Origin of the sequence: Nocardioides kongjuensis (assembly GCF_013409625.1) — a bacterium.
GTDB classification, from domain to species: domain Bacteria; phylum Actinomycetota; class Actinomycetes; order Propionibacteriales; family Nocardioidaceae; genus Nocardioides; species Nocardioides kongjuensis.
Genome location: NZ_JACCBF010000001.1, coordinates 4213530 through 4229049, shown reverse-complemented (window position 1 = coordinate 4229049; position 15520 = coordinate 4213530). Strand labels below are relative to the sequence as shown.

The following is a 15520-nucleotide window of genomic DNA, read 5'->3' as shown; positions in this document are numbered from 1 at the left end:
CGTGGAGGTCGGGGCTCACCGCGGGGCCCCCGAGGCAGTTTCACCGGCCGGCCGGTGAAACTGGCGCTGGGACGAGGAAGCATCCTCGTCCAAGCGCGAGTTTTCTCGTCCAACCTCGGACGCCGCCCGCCGCAACCGTGCCTCGCAGTGGTCGAGCCAGCGGATCTCGGCCTCGGCGCCGAACACGAGGGAGTCGAGGACCAGGCTCCAGGCGAGGTCCGCGCGGTCGGCGGAACCGGCCGCCTGCCGCTTGAGGCGGGTGTAGTCCTGCAGCGCGGCCATCGTGGCACTGCGCTGCTGCTGGATCACGGTGCCGACGTCGACGCCGGGCACGGTCACGGCGAGGGCGAGCTTGATCGCGAGCTCGTCGCGCGGCGGCTGGGTGCGGGCGACCGGCGTGGTGAACCAGGTGGCGACCTCGCCGCGCCCGGCCTCGGTGATCCGGTAGATCACGTGGCCCTCGCCGTCCTCGCCGTCGGCGAGGGCGAGGCCGTCGCGCTCGAGCCGGGTCAGCGTCGTGTAGACCTGCCCGACGTTGAGCGGCCAGGTGGTGCCGGTGCGCTGCTCGAACTCGGCGCGCAGCTGGTAGCCGTACATGGGCTGCTGCTCCAGCAGCGCCAGCAGGGCGTGCTTCACGGACATCGGTGCTCCCTCGGGGATGACTACATACCGGGTATGGAGACTGTATACCCGGTATGCCCTGAGCCGGTCGAACCGCCGCAGCGGCACCGGAGTAGCGTGCGGGCATCTCGGACCCGGAGGAACCCGATGCACCGCACCCGTCTCGCCGTCCTGACCGCCCTGGCCGCCCTGCTCGCGCTCGTCGCCCCGGTGCTGACCAGCGCCCCGGTCGCCGCCACGCCCGCCGGCCGGGCGGCAGCGCGCCCCGTGGCCACGAAGGACCTGCCGTCGAGGTCGGAGATCGTCCACGCGATCCCCGATCTCGCGGGACTCCACCTGTTCCGGGCCTCGACACCGACGACCGGCCAGTACGCCGGCGTCTGCTCGAAGTGGGCCGAGACCGGGGTGCGCTACGGCGAGCTCCGCTCGGGCGAGGACTTCTCGACCGGGCGCACGATCGACGTGCGGGTGCTCCAGCTCACCACATCGGCCCAGGCCCGGGCGCTGCTCGCGGCGTACCAGGCCTTCGTGCGCGACTGCAGCCAGTACTGGGCCGGCATCGCCACCACGGTCCAGCCGGAGAGGCTGCCGAAGCTCGGTGGTCCCCGGGTCGGCTACCGCGCCACGACGACTCCCGCAGCCGGCACCGGCCTGGCTCCGAGCCACTACTTCACGGTCGCGGTCCGCAAGGGCAAGCGGGTGCTGGTGATCGAGGTCCAGCAGCCGGCGTCGCCGCGCAAGGCACAGGTCGTGCGCCTGGCGCGGATCGCCGCGGCCAGGATGGCCTGAGCCCGGCCGGCGGGCGCTACTGCTCGCAGCCCCGGCGCAGCTCGCCGGTGCAGGTGTCCTTGCCGCGCCCGCCGACGACGGTGTCGAGCCCGGCCCGGCCGTTGAGGACGTCGTTGCCGTCGCCTCCACGCAGGACGTCGTCGAGGGCGTCGCCCAGGATCAGGTCGTCGTCCGGCGTGCCGCGGACCTCCTCGGTCCCGGCGAGGGTGGTCCGCATCCGGAGGCTGCCCACCTCGGCTTCCGCGGACGCCAGGCCCAGCGCGAGGTTGACGTAGACGCCCGAGGTGGTGCCGGGGACGTAGCCCTCGTAGAAGACCACCCGGTCATGGCCCGCACCGCCGTCGAAGGAGCCGGTGCCCATCGGGGCCCAGTAGGCGTCGGCGCCTTTGCCGCCGCGTGCCGTGCCGACACCGTGGAACCGGTCGGCGCCCTTGCCGCCGTCTGCGCTTCCGGCGTGGTAGACGGTGTCGTCGCCGCGCCCGCCGAGCACCCGGGTCCGGGCGTCGCCGCAGACCAGGTCGTCGCCGTCGAGCCCGAGGACGACGTCGCGGCCCTTGCCGCGGCCGGCGACGATCACGTCACGCCTGCTGGTCCCGACGATCCGGTCGTTGCCCTTCGAGGGGTCCACGATCGTGGCGCGCTTGCCCGCGCAGGTCGGCACCGGTGCCTTCGCCAGCGCGGGCGCGCCCGTCGCGCCGGCACTCGCCAGCAGCACGACCGCCACGCTGGTCCGGATCATCCCGATCCTCCGCATCGCTGCTCCCTTCCGAGCCCGGCGGTCACCCTGCCACAGGGGTCGGTGCGCCAGACTGCCGCCATGGCACCGACGATCCTGATCACCGGCGCGTCCAGCGGGCTGGGCGCCGAGATGGCCCGCCAGTTCGCCGCTCGCGGGTACGACCTCGCACTCGCGGCGCGGCGTACCGAGCGGCTCGAGGAGCTCGCGGACGAGATCCGCGCGGCCCACCCCGAGCGCCGGGTCGCGCTGCGCGCACTCGACGTGACCGACCACGCCGCCGTCTTCCGGGTGTTCGGCGAGCTGCGCGACGAGCTCGGCCGGCTGGACCGGGTCGTGGTCAACGCCGGCCTCGGCAAGGGCGCGAAGCTGGGCACCGGCCGCTTCGACGCCAACCTCGAGACCGCGATGACCAACTTCGTCGGCGCGCTCGCGCAGACCGAGGCCGCGATGGAGGTCTTCCGCGCCCAGGAGGCCGGGCACCTGGTGATGGTGTCCTCGATGTCGGCGATGCGCGGCATGCCCTCCTCGATGACGACGTACGCCGCCACCAAGGCCGGCGTCGCGCACCTGGCCGAGGGGCTGCGGACCGAGCTGCACGGCACGAGGCTGCAGAAGAGGATCAAGGTCACCGTGCTCTACCCGGGCTACATCCGCTCGGAGATGAACGACAAGGTCGACCAGCACACGCCGCTGATGTCGTCGACCGAGAAGGGCGTGGCGGCGATGGTGGCCGCCATCGAGAAGGAGGTCGCCGACGCCTGCGTGCCGCCGCTGCCGTGGGCGGCGATGGCGCCGGTCATGAAGCACGCCCCGCTCGGGGTGCTCAAGAAGCTGATCTGACCGGTTCCCGCTCGCGCGCCGACCGCGGCAGCACTATCTCGAGGTCGAGCCCGGCAGCGCCGTGGGACAGGCCGCGGTGCCCGCCCGCCCTGGGGACCGCCGCCACTAGGCTGACGACGACGAAGAGCGCGAGCACCGGTCCGGTCCAGGCGCCCGGGATCGCGAGCAGCGCCACGAACGGGCCGACCCCGGTCACGAGCTTGACGAGGCGGGCGACCGGGACCGGGCCGCGCCCGCCGGTCGTGCGCACCGACACCACCCACTCGCCGACGCTCCGCCCGCCGAGGAGCACGGCGACCGCCTCGACCAGCCCCGGGACGCCCCACTGCAGCAGGCGCTCGGGCGTGGTCGGCAGGTCCTCGAAGGGCACCTCCACGACGTACAGCTGCACCGCCCGCCACGCGATCGACAGCGTCGAGCCGAGCAGCAGCACGAACAGCCCGTCGCAGACCATGCCGACCCAGCGGCGGCCGAGCGTGATGGTCGTCGGCCAGACGACCTCGGGGCGCTGCCGGCGGATGAAGATCGCCGAGACCAGCGAGCCGAGGGTCGCGCCGAGCGTGTTGATCATCAGGTCGTCGACGTCGAAGAGCCGGTAGGCGCAGTCGTAGAGGTGCCACACGCCGGTGGCCTGCGTGGTCTCGATCAGCAGCGAGACCGAGAAGCCGAGCAGGGTCGCGACCACGACACCGCGCCGCGCGATGCGCCGCACGAACCAGCCGAGCGGCACGAACAGCAGCACGTTGAGCGCCACCTGCAGGAACGCCGCGTCGTGCACGAGCGCCGACAGCCCGGCCCGGGAGCCGAGGTCGCCCCAGTCGATCGCGCGGATCGTGTCGAACGGGACCGTCTGCCGGCCCGCACAGGCGTAGTCGTCGTCCGCCGGCATCGGCAGCAGGGTGTACGTCCACAGGGCCAGCCCGTAGACCGCACCGGAGAGCAGCACGGTCAGGTCGCGCGGGCCCAGCCGCCCGTCCTTGCGGTACTCCACCGCGGCGACCGGGATCAGCAGCAGCACCGCCACCACGGTGCCGAGGGCGGTCGCGATGACGGCGTTCATCACCTGGTCGGACATGCCCACCTGCCTAGCGGTAGGTCACCAGCGACCGCGGCAGGTGCGGGTGCTCGTTGAAGGTGAGCAACCGGGCGCCGCTCGCACCGACGATCACCCGGCTCACCGAGGTGTTCGCGATGACCGTGTTGAACCGCGCCCACACGGGTCCCACCGCCGACGTGTCCGGTACGACGAGCAGCGCGGCCAGCGCCGCGATCACTCCTCCGGACGTGACGACGAGCGTGGGTCCCGGCCGGGCGGCCGCGGCGTCGAGGGCCGCGCGGGCGCGGCCGACGAAAGCGTCGTAGGGCTCGGGGTAGCCGCCGTCGGGACCGGCCGCGGTCCAGTGCGCGGTGGAGACCTCGAACTGCTCCTGGAAGGCGCGGCGATCGGTGGTGTGGTCGACGACCGCGCCGGTCGCCTCGGCGTAGCGCGCCAGGACGCCGAGGTGGTCGAACTCGGCCCAGTCCTCGTCGACCGCGGCCTCGGGCGATCCCGGGCCCCAACCGGCACCCTCGGCGATCGCCTCCCAGGTCTCGCGGTGCCGGCGCATCCCGCCGTGCACGACCGAGGCCGGCTCGGGCCCCTCCTTGGCGAGCCAGCGGCCGAGCACCCGACCCTGCTCCCACCCGGTCTCGGAGAGCACGTCGTAGTCGTCGGACCCGAAGGACGCCTGGCCGTGGCGGACCAGCAGCAGCACCCCCATCAGGCACCCTCCCCTGCAGTCAGCGCCGCCAGGACCTGACGGCAGCGCGCCTCGAGGTAACCGACCGCGGGCCCGAACGCGGCGTACGCCTCGTTGGTGGTCTGGCCGTGGACGTAGCGGTACCAGATCTGCTGGGCGATCACGGCCAGGCGGAACAGGCCGAAGACCTCGTAGAACGTCCACCGCGCCGGCGTCAGGGACAGCCCGCTGCGGGCGCAGTAGGCGTCGACGACCTGCTGGCGGGTCCACATGCCCGGCGCGGTCGTGGGCTGGCGGCGGAACAGCTGGAAGAACTCGTCGTCGTCGCCCTGCACCCAGTAGGCCAGCGTGCAGCCGAGGTCCATCAGCGGGTCGCCCACGGTGGCCAGCTCCCAGTCGAGCAGGCCGATGATCCGGGTGGGGTCGTCGGCGTCGAGGACCATGTTGTCGAAGCGGTAGTCGTTGTGGATCATCCGCTGTCCGACGTCGGCGGGCTGGTGCGTGGTGAGCCAGCCGGTGATGTCGGACCAGTCGCCGGTGTCGTCGGTGCGGGCGTCGTCGAGGCGGGCGATCCACCCCACGACCTGGCGCGCGACGTACCCGTCGCCCTTGTTGAGCGCCGCGAGGCCCGGCACGGCGGACACGTCGACGGCGTGCAGAGCGACGAGCGTGTCGACGGCGGCGTCGCACAGCGCGCTCGCCTGGCTCTCGCTGACGGGGAACCCGAAGTCGCGGCGCGGGATCAGCCCGTCGAGCCGCTCCATCACGTAGAGCTCGCTGCCGATGGGGCTGTCCTCCGCGGTGCAGTACGCCGCCATCGCCGGCACCTGGGGGAAGACCGGCTCGAGCGCGTCCTGGATCCGGTACTCGCGGCCCATGTCGTGGGCGCCCTTCGCCTTGGTGCCGACCGGCGGGCGGCGCAGGATCAGGTCGGGGCCGTCCTGCATCCGCAGCAGGTAGGTCAGGTTCGAGGCGCCGCCGGGGAACTGGCGCACCTCCGCGATCGGTCCGCGGTCCAGCCAGGCCTCGACGGCGGCGACGTCGAAGGCGTCCTCGTCGCGGACCGGACGCGACTCGTCCACGCGCGCGCCGCTCACTCGGCCACCGCGTCGAGCTTGCGGGCCTGGGCGCGCATCACGGCGTCGTACGACGGCCGGTCGGTCACCTTGAGCTGGTACGCCGCCCGCGCGGCCTCGTCGGGGATGATCAGCTCCGTGCCGGCGTCGATGGCGTCGAGCACCGCAGCCGCGATCTCGTCGGGCCCGAGCGGCGCGTCCTCGACCAGCTTCGTCATCACCTGCTGCAGCGCGGCGTCGCGGCCCTCGACACCGGCCATCAGGTTGGTGCGGAAGTACGACGGGCACACGACGTGCGCGCTCACGCCGTGCGCCGCGAGCTCGTGCCCGGTGGTCTCGGTGAGCGCGACGACAGCAGCCTTGGTGGCGTTGTAGCCGCCCATCCCGGCCGGGTGCACCAGACCGGCCAGCGAGGCGACGTTGACGACCCGACCACTCCCCTGGCGCTTGAAGACCGGCGTGAACGTGGCGGTCCCGCGGACGGCGCCGAGCAGGTTGATGTCGACCAGCCGCTGCCACTCGTCGATCCCCGCCACGTCGAGCCGCCCACCGCCGGCGATACCGGCGTTGTTGACCAGGACGTCCAGGCCGCCCCAGGTCTGCTCGACGTGCTCACGGGCGGCGGCCCAGTCGGCGTCGCTGGTGATGTCGAGCGTGAGGATCCCGTCGGCGGGTGCGCGGTCGGTGCGGAGCACGTCGGCGCCCCGGTCCTCCCAGGCCCGGGCGAGGGCGGCGCCGAGCCCGGAGGCGGCGCCGGTGATCAGGACACGCAGGGGCTGCTGGTCGCTCACCCGGCCGACAGTAGTGCCTGCTCGAGAACGCTCCGGAGGGTGCTCACGAGCAGGTCGACGTCGTCCTCGGTGCACACCAACGGCGGGGCGAAGCGGACGGTCGAGCCGTGGGTGTCCTTGGCGAGGACCCCGCGTGCCATCAGCTCCTCGCACACGCGGCGTCCGGTCATCAGCCCCGGGTCGACGTCGACCCCGGCCCAGAGCCCTCGTGCCCGCACCGCGACCAGTCCCGATCCGACCAGAGCGTCGAGTCCTGCGACGAGTCGCTTCCCGAGCACCCGTGCGCGTTCCTGGTACTCCCCGGTCGCCAGCAGTCCGACCACCTCGTGCCCGACGGCGGCCGCGAGCGGGCTGCCGCCGAAGGTCGAGCCGTGGGTGCCCGGGCGGACGACATCGAGCACCTCGCGGTCCGCGGCGATCGCGGACACCGGCAGGATCCCTCCGCCCAGCGCCTTTCCGAGGACGTAGATGTCCGGTACCACGTCCTCGTGGTCGCAGGCGAAGGTCCGCCCGGTGCGGCCGAGACCGGACTGGATCTCGTCGGCGACCATCAGCACGTTGCGCTCGGTGCACAGCTCACGCAGCCCGCGCAGGAAGCCGTCGGGAGGGATGACCACGCCGCCCTCGCCCTGGATCGGCTCGAGCAGCACCGCGACCGTGTTCCCCGCGGCGGCGTCGATCGCGGCAGCGACGGCCGGCAGGTCGCCGTACGGGACCCGGGTGAAGCCGGGGGTGAAGGGCCCGTGGTCGGTGGTGGCGTCGGGGTCGTCGGAGAAGCCGACGATCGTCGTCGTGCGGCCGTGGAAGTTGCCGCTCATCGTGACGATCGTGGCGGCGCCCGGCGTGACGCCCTTGACCTGGTAACCCCACTTGCGGCTGACCTTGATCGCCGTCTCCACCGCCTCGGCGCCGGAGTTCATCGGCAGCACCATCTGCTTGCCGGTCAGCCCGGCGAGCGCCTCCACGAACGGACCGAGCTGGTCGTTGTGGAAGGCCCGGCTGGTCAGGGTCAGCCGCTGCAGCTGCTCCGTCGCCCGGGCGACCAGGCGCGGGTGGCCGTGGCCGAAGTTGAGCGCCGAATAGCCGGCGAGGCAGTCGAGGTACCGCCGGCCCTCGACGTCGGTCACCCACGCACCCTCTCCGGACGCGAGCACCACCGGCAGCGGGTGGTAGTTGTGCGCGGCGTAGGTCTCGACGAGGTCGATGTGGTGGCGGGTGGTCGTCATGGCTCCAGCATGACCGTCCCCGTCAGGCCGCCACAACGGCGACGACCGCCGCCCGTCGTAGCGGCTCCGACCAGCGGCGGGCCGCCCCGGCCGCGCCTGGTCTCGTCGTCACCCACGGTCGGTGCCACGCACCATCAGGACTTGTCTTCCAGGCCGGACGGGGCCAGGTTGCTGATGGCGACCGCGACCCGGCTGGGACGCAGGTCGAGCGCTTCGGCTCGTTCCTTGCGGACGATCGCCTCGCGTACCAGGTGGGCACCGACGTAGCGGACCGGGTCCGGTGGAAAGTGCTTCGCACGTGCGGACACCAGCCCTGCGGAGCTCCATTCGTCCTGCCGGCCCAGGACCATGGAGGCGAGCATCTTGCCTCCGACGACGCTGGGACCGACACCGTTCCCGGACCAGCCCACCCCGACCGCGATCGTCTTCTCCCGGTTGAGCCAGTCGATGATGGGGAGGCTGTTGTGGGTGCGGTCGATCGGACCGGCCCAGTCGTGCGTGATCCTGGCCTGACGCAACATCGGGTAGTAGCGCTGGAAGTCGCGCGTGACCATCTCCGCACGACCGGCGCTGCGTTCCATCGCCTTGGTCATGTGGCCACCGATCCCGATCGACCAGCCGCCCTTGCCGAAGACGACACGTCCGGAGTCCGTCGTCCGGTAGTAGCAGACGAGCGTCTGCGAGTCGGTGATGGCCGGACCCTCGCGCCATCCGATCTCATCGAGCTCATTCGGGATCTCCTCGGTCGCGACGATGTCGCTCGAGATCACGAAGAGGCGGGTGTGCAGCTCCTTCAGCCCGGCAGCCCAGGCGTTGGTGGCGACGACGACACGGTCGGCGCAGATCGTGCCGGCCGCGGTGGCCAGGCGGGGAGCGCCTCGACGGTTCAGGCGCTTGACCTTTGTGTTCTCGTAGATGTTGACACCCAGCTCGAGTGCTCGCCGGCGCAGGGCGCGGACCAGGTGGCCGGGGTGGACGATCGCAGCCGAGTGCTCCAGCACTCCGGCGAGATGGGTCGGGCTGCCGGCCAGTCGAGCGACCTCTCGGGGCGCGAGATGCTCGAACGTCCCTTCCTTGGCCCGGTCGGCCAGCGTGACGACGTCGTCCCAGGACCTGTCGTGTGCGGGGGACGTGGCGGTCCACAGCCATCCGGAGCGGCGGAACTCGGCCTCGGGAGAGTGTGCCGCGCAGAACTCACCGATCTCGGTGATCGCGTCCTCCGAGGCGAGTGCCAGGCGGAGCGCCTCCTGCTCTCCGCACAACGCGGTCAAGGACGCGAACTTGGGCCACCAGGACAGGACGAAGCCGCCATTGCGACCACTGGCGCCCCCGCCGCACACGTCGGCTTCGACGATGGTGACGTCGACGGCGGGGTCGAGCTCCTTGATGCGAAGCGCCGTCCACAGACCCACGTAGCCCCCGCCGACGATGGCGACGTCGGTCTTCCTGTTCCCGGTCAGCGGTGGGCAGACGTCGTCGACGCCAGCCTCTTGGAGCCAGAACGAGCGGTGCTTGGTCAGGTTCGTCATGTCAGTACTTCCAGCGGAGGAGGTCGATGCGTGCTTCCAGGTCCTTCGAGCCGTGTTCCTCGTCCTCGTGCCTGTGCACGGCAACGAACGAGTCGAGCAGCTCGGCTCCCAGCGCGGCGCGCAGAGTCTGGTTCTTCTCGAGAAGGTCGAGCGCGTCGGCGAGACTGCCCGGGAGCCTGCCGACCTTGTTCCGGGCTCGCTCGTCGTCGGTCATGACGGCCGGATCGACATGGATCTCGGGCAGGATGTCGTACGGATGGGCAAGGGCGTCCTGCGTGATCGCCACGACGGCGGCGACCACGAGGTAGGGGTTGGCCGCCGGGTCGATCACCTTGACCTCGCAATTCGCCGATGACTGGCCGTGACCCCCGGTTCCCTGCACGAACCGGACTCCGGCCTCGCGGTTCTCGTGACCCCAGCACACCCAGGCACCACTCCACATGCCGGGCCGAAGTCGCTCGTTGCTGAGGACGCTCGGAGCGTAGAGACCGATGGTGTCCGGGAGGAGCTGGGCGAGGCGCGACACCATGGCGAGACCGTCATCGGTCATGCCGCACTCCCGGTCGCCGCCGCTGAAGACGTTGCGACCGTCCTTGAAGGCGGACGCATGGAGGTGGGCCCCGTTGCCGATGCCCTCGACGCTGGTGATCGGCGCGAACGAGGCTCGATAGCCGTGCGCGAGTGCGGTCCGGGCGACGATGACGCGACACAGGACGGCGTTGTCGGCCGCTCGAACCGGGTCCGCCGGCGCTATGGAGACCTCGATCTGCCCGTTGCCGTACTCGGGGTGGATCTGCTCCACCTCGATCCCCGCGATGATCAGGCTCTGTTCGAGGTCGCGGATCATCGGCTCCAGGCGGAGGAAGGGACCCACGCCGTAGCCTGGTCCGGTGTGGGCGAGTTCGAGTGAGCCGTCGGCGTTCTCCTTGTAGAGCGTGAACTCGAACTCGAACGCCATCCGGTACACGTACCCGGCGTCCTTCGCGGCGGCGACGAGACGCTTCGCCGCCGATCGGGCGCAGGTCGGCACCGGGTCGAGCGTCTCCTGGTCGAGCTGATCGACCGGGGCCCAGTCGAGACCTGCGGCGAGCATCCGTCGAGCATCAGCCGCAGGTACGAGTCGCATGTCCCCGACCGCGACTCCACCTGGGATGGGAGCGAGGTGGTCGTCGACGCACATGTATGCGAAGGCGGTCGACAGGCCGACTCCCCTCTCGCTCACCGCGGCGATGCGCGACGCCGGAAGCAGCTTCGCGCGAGTCACCCCTGAGTTGTCGACGAGGTTGAGCAGGAGGCTCTGTCCGTCACCGGTGGCCTGGTGGTCGCTCATGTGACACTCCCTTCGGAAAGTGATCTCGAACTCATGTCTGCTCTCAGGTGGTCGTTCGCCGCCGAGAATCCGGCGAGAAGCACCCGGGCGACGTCTTCGACGGCACTCTCGGGCGGCAGGAACCTGGGGCTGTGCAGGCCGGGGGAGCTCGACGTTCCGTCGCCGGTCCCCACGAAGACCATCACGGAAGCGACGGCGTCGCTGTAGTAGGCGAAGTCATCGGCACCGCACGACCTGAGGTCCTCTCCGAGGCTCATCCCCTGCTCGCGGATGTTGGGTCGCAGACGATGCACGATGTCCGGCGAGTTGGTCAGCACCGGCTCTCCGGAGACGATGCGCAGCGTCGTCGTGCATCCGTAGCCAGCGGCCACGTTGCGACCGATCGCCTCGAGGTGCGACTTCACGTCCTCGCGCTGCGCAGAGTCGAAGGTGCGGACAGTGCCGAGGATCCGAACGTCGTTGGGGATGATGTTGGCCGCCTGACCACCTCGAACGGAGCCGATGCTGACCACCGCCGGCTGCATCGGGTCCGTCCGCCGAGACACGATGTGCTGCATCGCGCCGACGATCGCCGCTGCCGCGACCACCGGGTCCTCGACCGTGTGCGGATAGGCGGCGTGCCCACCGACTCCGTGGACGGTCAGCTCGAACTCGTCGGACGCCGCGTTCACCGCGCCCGGTGCGGCCGAGACGACGCCGGCCGGGAGTCGGGGCTGGAGGTGTCCCCCGACGACGGCGCCGATGTTCGCGCCCGCCCACTCGTCCGAGCCCAGGAGATCGGGCGCGCCGCACGGATAGGTCTCCTCGCGAGGCTGGAGAAGGGCGACCACCGGTACGTCGGGCATCGTCTTGCGCAGGCAGCCGACGGCCAGGGCGAGAGCCGCCATGTGTACGTCGTGCCCGCACGCGTGCATGGCTCCGTTGCGAGAGGCCCAGCGCACGCCGGTCTCCTCATCGATCGGGAGTGCGTCGAGCTCCGCGCGCAGCGCGACGGCAGGACCGTCCGCCGGCCCGAAGCGAAGGATCCGTCCACCCGCGATGCTCGGCGCCTCGGCGCGTCCGAGCCGGGTCGCGAGCAGCCGGGCGACCGGCTCCTCGTCCCCTCCGGTCCGCGGGGTCCGGTGAAGCTCTCGGCGTAGGGCTTGGGCATCGCCGAGACCCGCCCGGATCTCGTGGTCGAAGGGACGGCGACCGGCCGCCACTGGCGTGATCACCTGCCGTACACCTTCGCGGCGTTGCCGACGGCGATCATGTCCAGATATCGCTTTGCGTCGTCGAGGCTCATCTCGTCGTCGGCCACCCAGTCGCCGAACACCCTTGCGACGCCGCGTCGCCACAGGTGACTCCCGCAGTAGTAGAGCTCGGGCAGCCCGTACGCGTCCGTGGAGAACATCACCTTGTTGAACGGGGCCAGCTCCAGGGACTCGCGGATGATCGCGTGGGAGCCGAACCCGGTGTAGTTCACGGCCGCACCGGTGTCGAGGTAGACGTGCGGGTAGACCTGGGCGAGGAAGGCCGCCTCCCGCTGGAACGGGTAGCAGTGCAGCAGCATGATGCTGGCTCCGGTGTCGACCGTCCTGCGGATGAACTCGGTCATCTTGCTCGGGTCGCACCGGTGCAGGTCGATGTCCGAGTCGCCGTAGCCGACATGGAACTGGAGAGGACACCCGTGGCGCACCGCCTCCCAGATCAGGAACCGGATGACGACCGGATCCTCGAGCCGGACCGGCTCCTCGGACGTCCTGGCACGCAGGAGGCGGTCGGCTGCGTCCCTCACCTCGTCGCGGGTGGGCTGGTCGGGGTCGAAGTCGAGCCCGCAGCGGTACGCGACGATGGACTTGAAGCCGAGTGATCGCGCCGCGCTGGCGCCGATCCGCTCCACCACGCGAGCGACGAAGTCCTCGCCGTTCTCGGCCAGGGCAAGCTCATCTTCGGCGAGAGCCTCGAGCCGGTCGATCTCACCGAACTCGGCACCGGCGGCATCGGCGACCTCCTTCGGTCCGAGCATGTGCGCGCCCACCCCGGTCTCCACGACGTAGCGCTCGATGCCGGTCCCGCGCAGGAGCGTCTGGTTGACCGCATCCGGGCCGAGGGCGATGCGACGCTCCATGTACTGCTCGCCCGTGCAGTGGGCCTCGAGTCCGAGCTCCGGCGCGCAGAGCGCACGCACAGCGACGCCGAAGGGGGTGTCGAAGTTCGACCCGCCGAAGGGAGAGCGCCAGGACGACTCCGTGGCGAGCGCCTCGAACTGCCCCGAGGAGAGGTTGGCGGACGTCACCCCGTGACAGTGGTGATCGATGAGCCCGAGGTGGCTCACGTACTCGGCGAGCTGAATGGTCACTGCGCTACCTTGCGTTGGATGGCCGAAGAGGACCTCGGGCCGGACTGTAATGTTTGTTTCAGTTCTTGTCAGAAGCGTAACTCTGTAACATGTGGTTCGCAAGGCCCCCGGCAAGAACTCCCGAAGGCGGCGTGATTCAGGTGGATGACTACAGGTCCGTGCGCAAGTCGCTGATGGACTCGATGGACGACCTCTCGAACAGCGAGAAGAAGGTCGCGCGCTCCCTGCTGGCGCAGTACCCGGCCGCCGGACTGAACACGGTGGCCTCCCTGGCCGAAGCGGCCGGCGTCAGCGCTCCCACCGTCGTCCGGTTCGTCGCGAAGCTGGGCTATGCCGGCTACCCGGCGTTCCAACGGGCGCTCATCCACGAGGTGAATGCCGAGATGGGCTCGCCCGTGCGCCAGTTCTCGACCAAGGCGATGGAGCCGACGTCGGGCGCACTGACGCGCACCCAGCACGCTTTCGCCGACATGATCGAGCTGACGTACGACGAGGTCCCCCAGTCCGAGTTCGACCGCGTGGTCGAGCTGTTGAGCAAGAGCGCCGCCGAGGTCTGGGTCGTCGGCGGTCGCTTCAGCCGGCTCCTGGCCGAGTACCTGGTCCTGCATCTCCGGCTCCTGCGGCCACGGGTCAACATGACCCTCCCCGACGCCATGGGGCACAGGACCACCCTTGCGGACCTCACGAGCTCGAGCGTGGTGGTGATCTTCGACTACCGGCGCTACGACGAGAGTCTCGCCGCCTTCGCCGAGGCCGCGGCCGAGCGCGGCGCGACCGTCTGCCTGATGACCGACAACTGGCTGTCCCCGGCCGCGCAGTCGGCGAAGGTCGTCCTCCCGTGCCGAGTCGAGTCCGCCTCGCCCTTCGACTCCCTCGTCGCGGCGATGGCCCTCACCGAGAGCGTCATCACCGGCGTGACCGAGAGACTCGGCGAGACCGGCCTCAAGCGTCTCCAGGACCTGGAGGGCGACCACTAGGGTGCGGCTCCTTGCATCAGTGGTCCTCGAGCACGAGACGTTCTCCGATTCGACGGGCAAGGCCCGGAGTGGCGGACGCGACCATGAGGCCGACGAACGCCCAGACCGCGACGATGTAGGGGAAGAGGTCGTAGGGGCGGGCCGGGATCGGCCAGACGTTCCGGTACAGCACGTAGCCGATCATCGCGATGCCCCCGAAGGGAAGGAGACCTTCGATCGCGGGGATGGTGTGCGCTCGACTGGTGACGATGAAGCGCGCGGCACCGACCAGCGACAACAGGTACGCGACCAGGAGGAACAGCGAGCCGACGGTCGCGGTCCAGAAGAAGATGTCGACCACGTCGTCGGTGGCGAACGTGCGCATCAGGACGGCCAGCACCAGGAGCACAGCGACGGTGGCCAGCACGGAAGGTCGGGGTACCCCGTTGCTGTCCGTGTCACCGAGCCTGGTGCTGATGAAGCCGTCACGGCCCATCGCGAGGAGCAGCCGTGATGCGCCGACCGTGCAGGCGAGGCACGAGCCGAAGGCGCTGAGACCCGCGCCGAGCGTGACCAGGTCTCCGATGGGGCCACCGATGTAGTCGCGCGCCAGGTCGCCGACCAGTGACGACGACGAGACGAGCGCCTCGGTGCCGGCTGCGCTGGTTCCGAAGCCGAGCACCTCCGCGCTGGTGACGGTCACGAAGAAGGCTCCCGCAAGGAGCACCGACCCGACCAACGCGATCGGAATCGAGCGGCGCGGGTCCTCGGTCTCCTCGCCGAGCGTCGAGGCCGCTTCGAAACCCGCGAACGAGAGGAACCCGAACGTCATCGCGGCGAAGAGCGCAGAGCCCCCGACGCCGTCGGGAAGCGTGAGGAGCTGAGAGAAGCTGGACCCGCCGACCGGCCCGCCTCCGCCGCTGACCCTGACCAGGACGACGACTGCGACGACGAGCATCAGGGCGATGGTGACGAGCTCGACGACCAGAAGGACCGTGGTCGCTGCCTTCGCCGGACGAGTCGCGAGGAAGCCCACCGCGGTCACGACGACCCCGCCGACGACCTCCCAGGGAAGGACCGGATCGATGAGCGAGTCGACGAGGCCTCCGAGGAACAGCGCGGCTCCGGCGGCCGTGCATGCCGCGAAGGCGATGTAGGTTCCGAGCAGGAGCCAACCTCCCACGAACCCGGTTCGCGGGCCGACCGTGGCGCCGATGAACCCGTAGACGGAGCCGGCGCTCGAGATGTACTGGGAGAGCCGCGCGAAGGAGTGCGCGACGACGAGGACCCCGACCATCGCGAACACGAAGACGAGCGGGACTGCCGATCCGACGAGGCCGGCGGGCGCTTGGGGGTTGATGTTCACGGCCATGCTTGGTCCGAGGAGCGCCACGGAGAGCCCCAGCGCGGCCCACACGGACAGGTTGCGGTGGAGCCCGGATCGCACGGCGTTGTCGTTCCCGGCGGCAGACGGCTTCGTCATGGCGATGCTCCTGTTTCGGGCGCCCCCGTTCCGTCCGCGACGAGTCGTCGCGGACGGAAC

General features: G+C 70.8%; 15 protein-coding genes. 3 read left to right on the top strand and 12 right to left on the bottom strand.

Going from position 1 to position 15520, the window contains the following annotated elements:
* Positions 1–15: 15 nt before the first annotated feature.
* Positions 16–642 carry a PadR family transcriptional regulator gene (locus tag BJ958_RS20370; protein ID WP_179728680.1) on the bottom strand — a complete coding sequence of 209 codons (627 nt, stop codon included), beginning with the start codon at positions 640–642 and terminating at the stop codon, positions 16–18.
* A 126-nt stretch (positions 643–768) separates the two neighbouring features.
* Here BJ958_RS20370 and BJ958_RS20365 point away from each other — a divergent pair, with 126 nt between their 5' ends.
* The gene (locus BJ958_RS20365; protein ID WP_179728679.1) at positions 769–1410 is read left to right on the top strand and encodes a hypothetical protein; all 642 of its coding nucleotides are present in this window, start codon (positions 769–771) and stop codon (positions 1408–1410) included.
* Between the two features lie 16 nt (positions 1411–1426).
* Here the strand turns inward: BJ958_RS20365 and BJ958_RS20360 are convergent, their stop codons facing one another.
* A complete protein-coding gene (locus tag BJ958_RS20360) occupies positions 1427–2149 on the bottom strand; it encodes a calcium-binding protein (RefSeq protein WP_179728678.1) in 723 nt (240 codons plus the stop codon).
* 78 nt (positions 2150–2227) lie between these two features.
* On the opposite strand from BJ958_RS20360, the gene BJ958_RS20355 reads away from it, so the two are divergent.
* On the top strand, positions 2228–2989 hold the full coding sequence (locus tag BJ958_RS20355) for an SDR family oxidoreductase (protein ID WP_179728677.1): 762 nt from the start codon (positions 2228–2230) through the stop codon (positions 2987–2989).
* On the opposite strand, the gene BJ958_RS20350 is transcribed toward BJ958_RS20355, so the two are convergent.
* The 9 genes from BJ958_RS20350 to BJ958_RS28130 all read right to left on the bottom strand — a co-directional run bounded on the left by BJ958_RS20350 (position 2973) and on the right by BJ958_RS28130 (position 13021).
* Positions 2973–4064 (bottom strand): VanZ family protein, encoded by a 1092-nt coding sequence (locus tag BJ958_RS20350; protein WP_179728676.1) that lies wholly within the window; start codon positions 4062–4064, stop codon positions 2973–2975. The two genes, BJ958_RS20355 and BJ958_RS20350, sit on opposite strands and share 17 nt — an antisense overlap.
* A gap of 10 nt (positions 4065–4074) precedes the next feature.
* Complete coding sequence (locus BJ958_RS20345) at positions 4075–4749, bottom strand: histidine phosphatase family protein (RefSeq protein WP_179728675.1); 675 nt, start codon at positions 4747–4749, stop codon at positions 4075–4077.
* Positions 4749–5810, bottom strand: coding sequence for a phosphotransferase family protein (locus BJ958_RS20340; protein WP_343052755.1), 1062 nt, complete (start codon positions 5808–5810; stop codon positions 4749–4751). Before BJ958_RS20340 ends, BJ958_RS20345 begins: the two co-directional genes overlap by 1 nt.
* 11 nt (positions 5811–5821) lie before the next feature.
* Complete coding sequence (locus tag BJ958_RS20335; protein ID WP_218865905.1) at positions 5822–6595, bottom strand: SDR family NAD(P)-dependent oxidoreductase; 774 nt, start codon at positions 6593–6595, stop codon at positions 5822–5824.
* Entirely contained in the window at positions 6592–7821 is a 1230-nt protein-coding gene (gene rocD, locus BJ958_RS20330; RefSeq protein ID WP_179728673.1) for an ornithine--oxo-acid transaminase, read from the bottom strand. Before rocD ends, BJ958_RS20335 begins: the two co-directional genes overlap by 4 nt.
* A 134-nt stretch (positions 7822–7955) precedes the next feature.
* Positions 7956–9350 carry an NAD(P)/FAD-dependent oxidoreductase gene (locus BJ958_RS20325; RefSeq protein WP_179728672.1) on the bottom strand — a complete coding sequence of 465 codons (1395 nt, stop codon included), beginning with the start codon at positions 9348–9350 and terminating at the stop codon, positions 7956–7958.
* Position 9351: 1 nt separating this feature from the next.
* Entirely contained in the window at positions 9352–10680 is a 1329-nt protein-coding gene (locus tag BJ958_RS20320) for a type I glutamate--ammonia ligase (protein WP_179728671.1), read from the bottom strand.
* A complete protein-coding gene (locus BJ958_RS27410) occupies positions 10677–11882 on the bottom strand; it encodes a M20 metallopeptidase family protein (protein ID WP_343052827.1) in 1206 nt (401 codons plus the stop codon). The genes BJ958_RS20320 and BJ958_RS27410 overlap by 4 nt, the downstream gene beginning before the upstream one ends.
* Before the next feature lie 8 nt (positions 11883–11890).
* Positions 11891–13021 (bottom strand): amidohydrolase family protein, encoded by a 1131-nt coding sequence (locus BJ958_RS28130; RefSeq protein ID WP_343052754.1) that lies wholly within the window; start codon positions 13019–13021, stop codon positions 11891–11893.
* A gap of 140 nt (positions 13022–13161) precedes the next feature.
* Between BJ958_RS28130 and BJ958_RS20310 the strand changes: the two genes are divergently transcribed.
* Positions 13162–13998 (top strand): SIS domain-containing protein, encoded by an 837-nt coding sequence (locus BJ958_RS20310; protein WP_179728670.1) that lies wholly within the window; start codon positions 13162–13164, stop codon positions 13996–13998.
* A gap of 16 nt (positions 13999–14014) precedes the next feature.
* Here the strand turns inward: BJ958_RS20310 and BJ958_RS20305 are convergent, their stop codons facing one another.
* A complete protein-coding gene (locus BJ958_RS20305; RefSeq protein WP_179728669.1) occupies positions 14015–15460 on the bottom strand; it encodes an APC family permease in 1446 nt (481 codons plus the stop codon).
* Positions 15461–15520 lie beyond the last annotated feature (60 nt).

What these genes read in the sequence shown, in the direction of transcription:
- BJ958_RS20325 (WP_179728672.1), bottom strand. Translation starts at nt 9,350, where the DNA reads ATGACGAACCTGACCAAGCACCGCTCGTTCTGGCTCCAAGAGGCTGGC.
- BJ958_RS20345 (WP_179728675.1), bottom strand. Translation starts at nt 4,749, where the DNA reads ATGGGGGTGCTGCTGCTGGTCCGCCACGGCCAGGCGTCCTTCGGGTCC.
- rocD (WP_179728673.1), bottom strand. Translation starts at nt 7,821, where the DNA reads ATGACGACCACCCGCCACCACATCGACCTCGTCGAGACCTACGCCGCG.
- BJ958_RS20370 (WP_179728680.1), bottom strand. Translation starts at nt 642, where the DNA reads ATGTCCGTGAAGCACGCCCTGCTGGCGCTGCTGGAGCAGCAGCCCATG.
- BJ958_RS20360 (WP_179728678.1), bottom strand. Translation starts at nt 2,149, where the DNA reads ATGATCCGGACCAGCGTGGCGGTCGTGCTGCTGGCGAGTGCCGGCGCG.
- BJ958_RS20350 (WP_179728676.1), bottom strand. Translation starts at nt 4,064, where the DNA reads ATGTCCGACCAGGTGATGAACGCCGTCATCGCGACCGCCCTCGGCACC.
- BJ958_RS20365 (WP_179728679.1), top strand. Translation starts at nt 769, where the DNA reads ATGCACCGCACCCGTCTCGCCGTCCTGACCGCCCTGGCCGCCCTGCTC.
- BJ958_RS20305 (WP_179728669.1), bottom strand. Translation starts at nt 15,460, where the DNA reads ATGACGAAGCCGTCTGCCGCCGGGAACGACAACGCCGTGCGATCCGGG.
- BJ958_RS20355 (WP_179728677.1), top strand. Translation starts at nt 2,228, where the DNA reads ATGGCACCGACGATCCTGATCACCGGCGCGTCCAGCGGGCTGGGCGCC.
- BJ958_RS20320 (WP_179728671.1), bottom strand. Translation starts at nt 10,680, where the DNA reads ATGAGCGACCACCAGGCCACCGGTGACGGACAGAGCCTCCTGCTCAAC.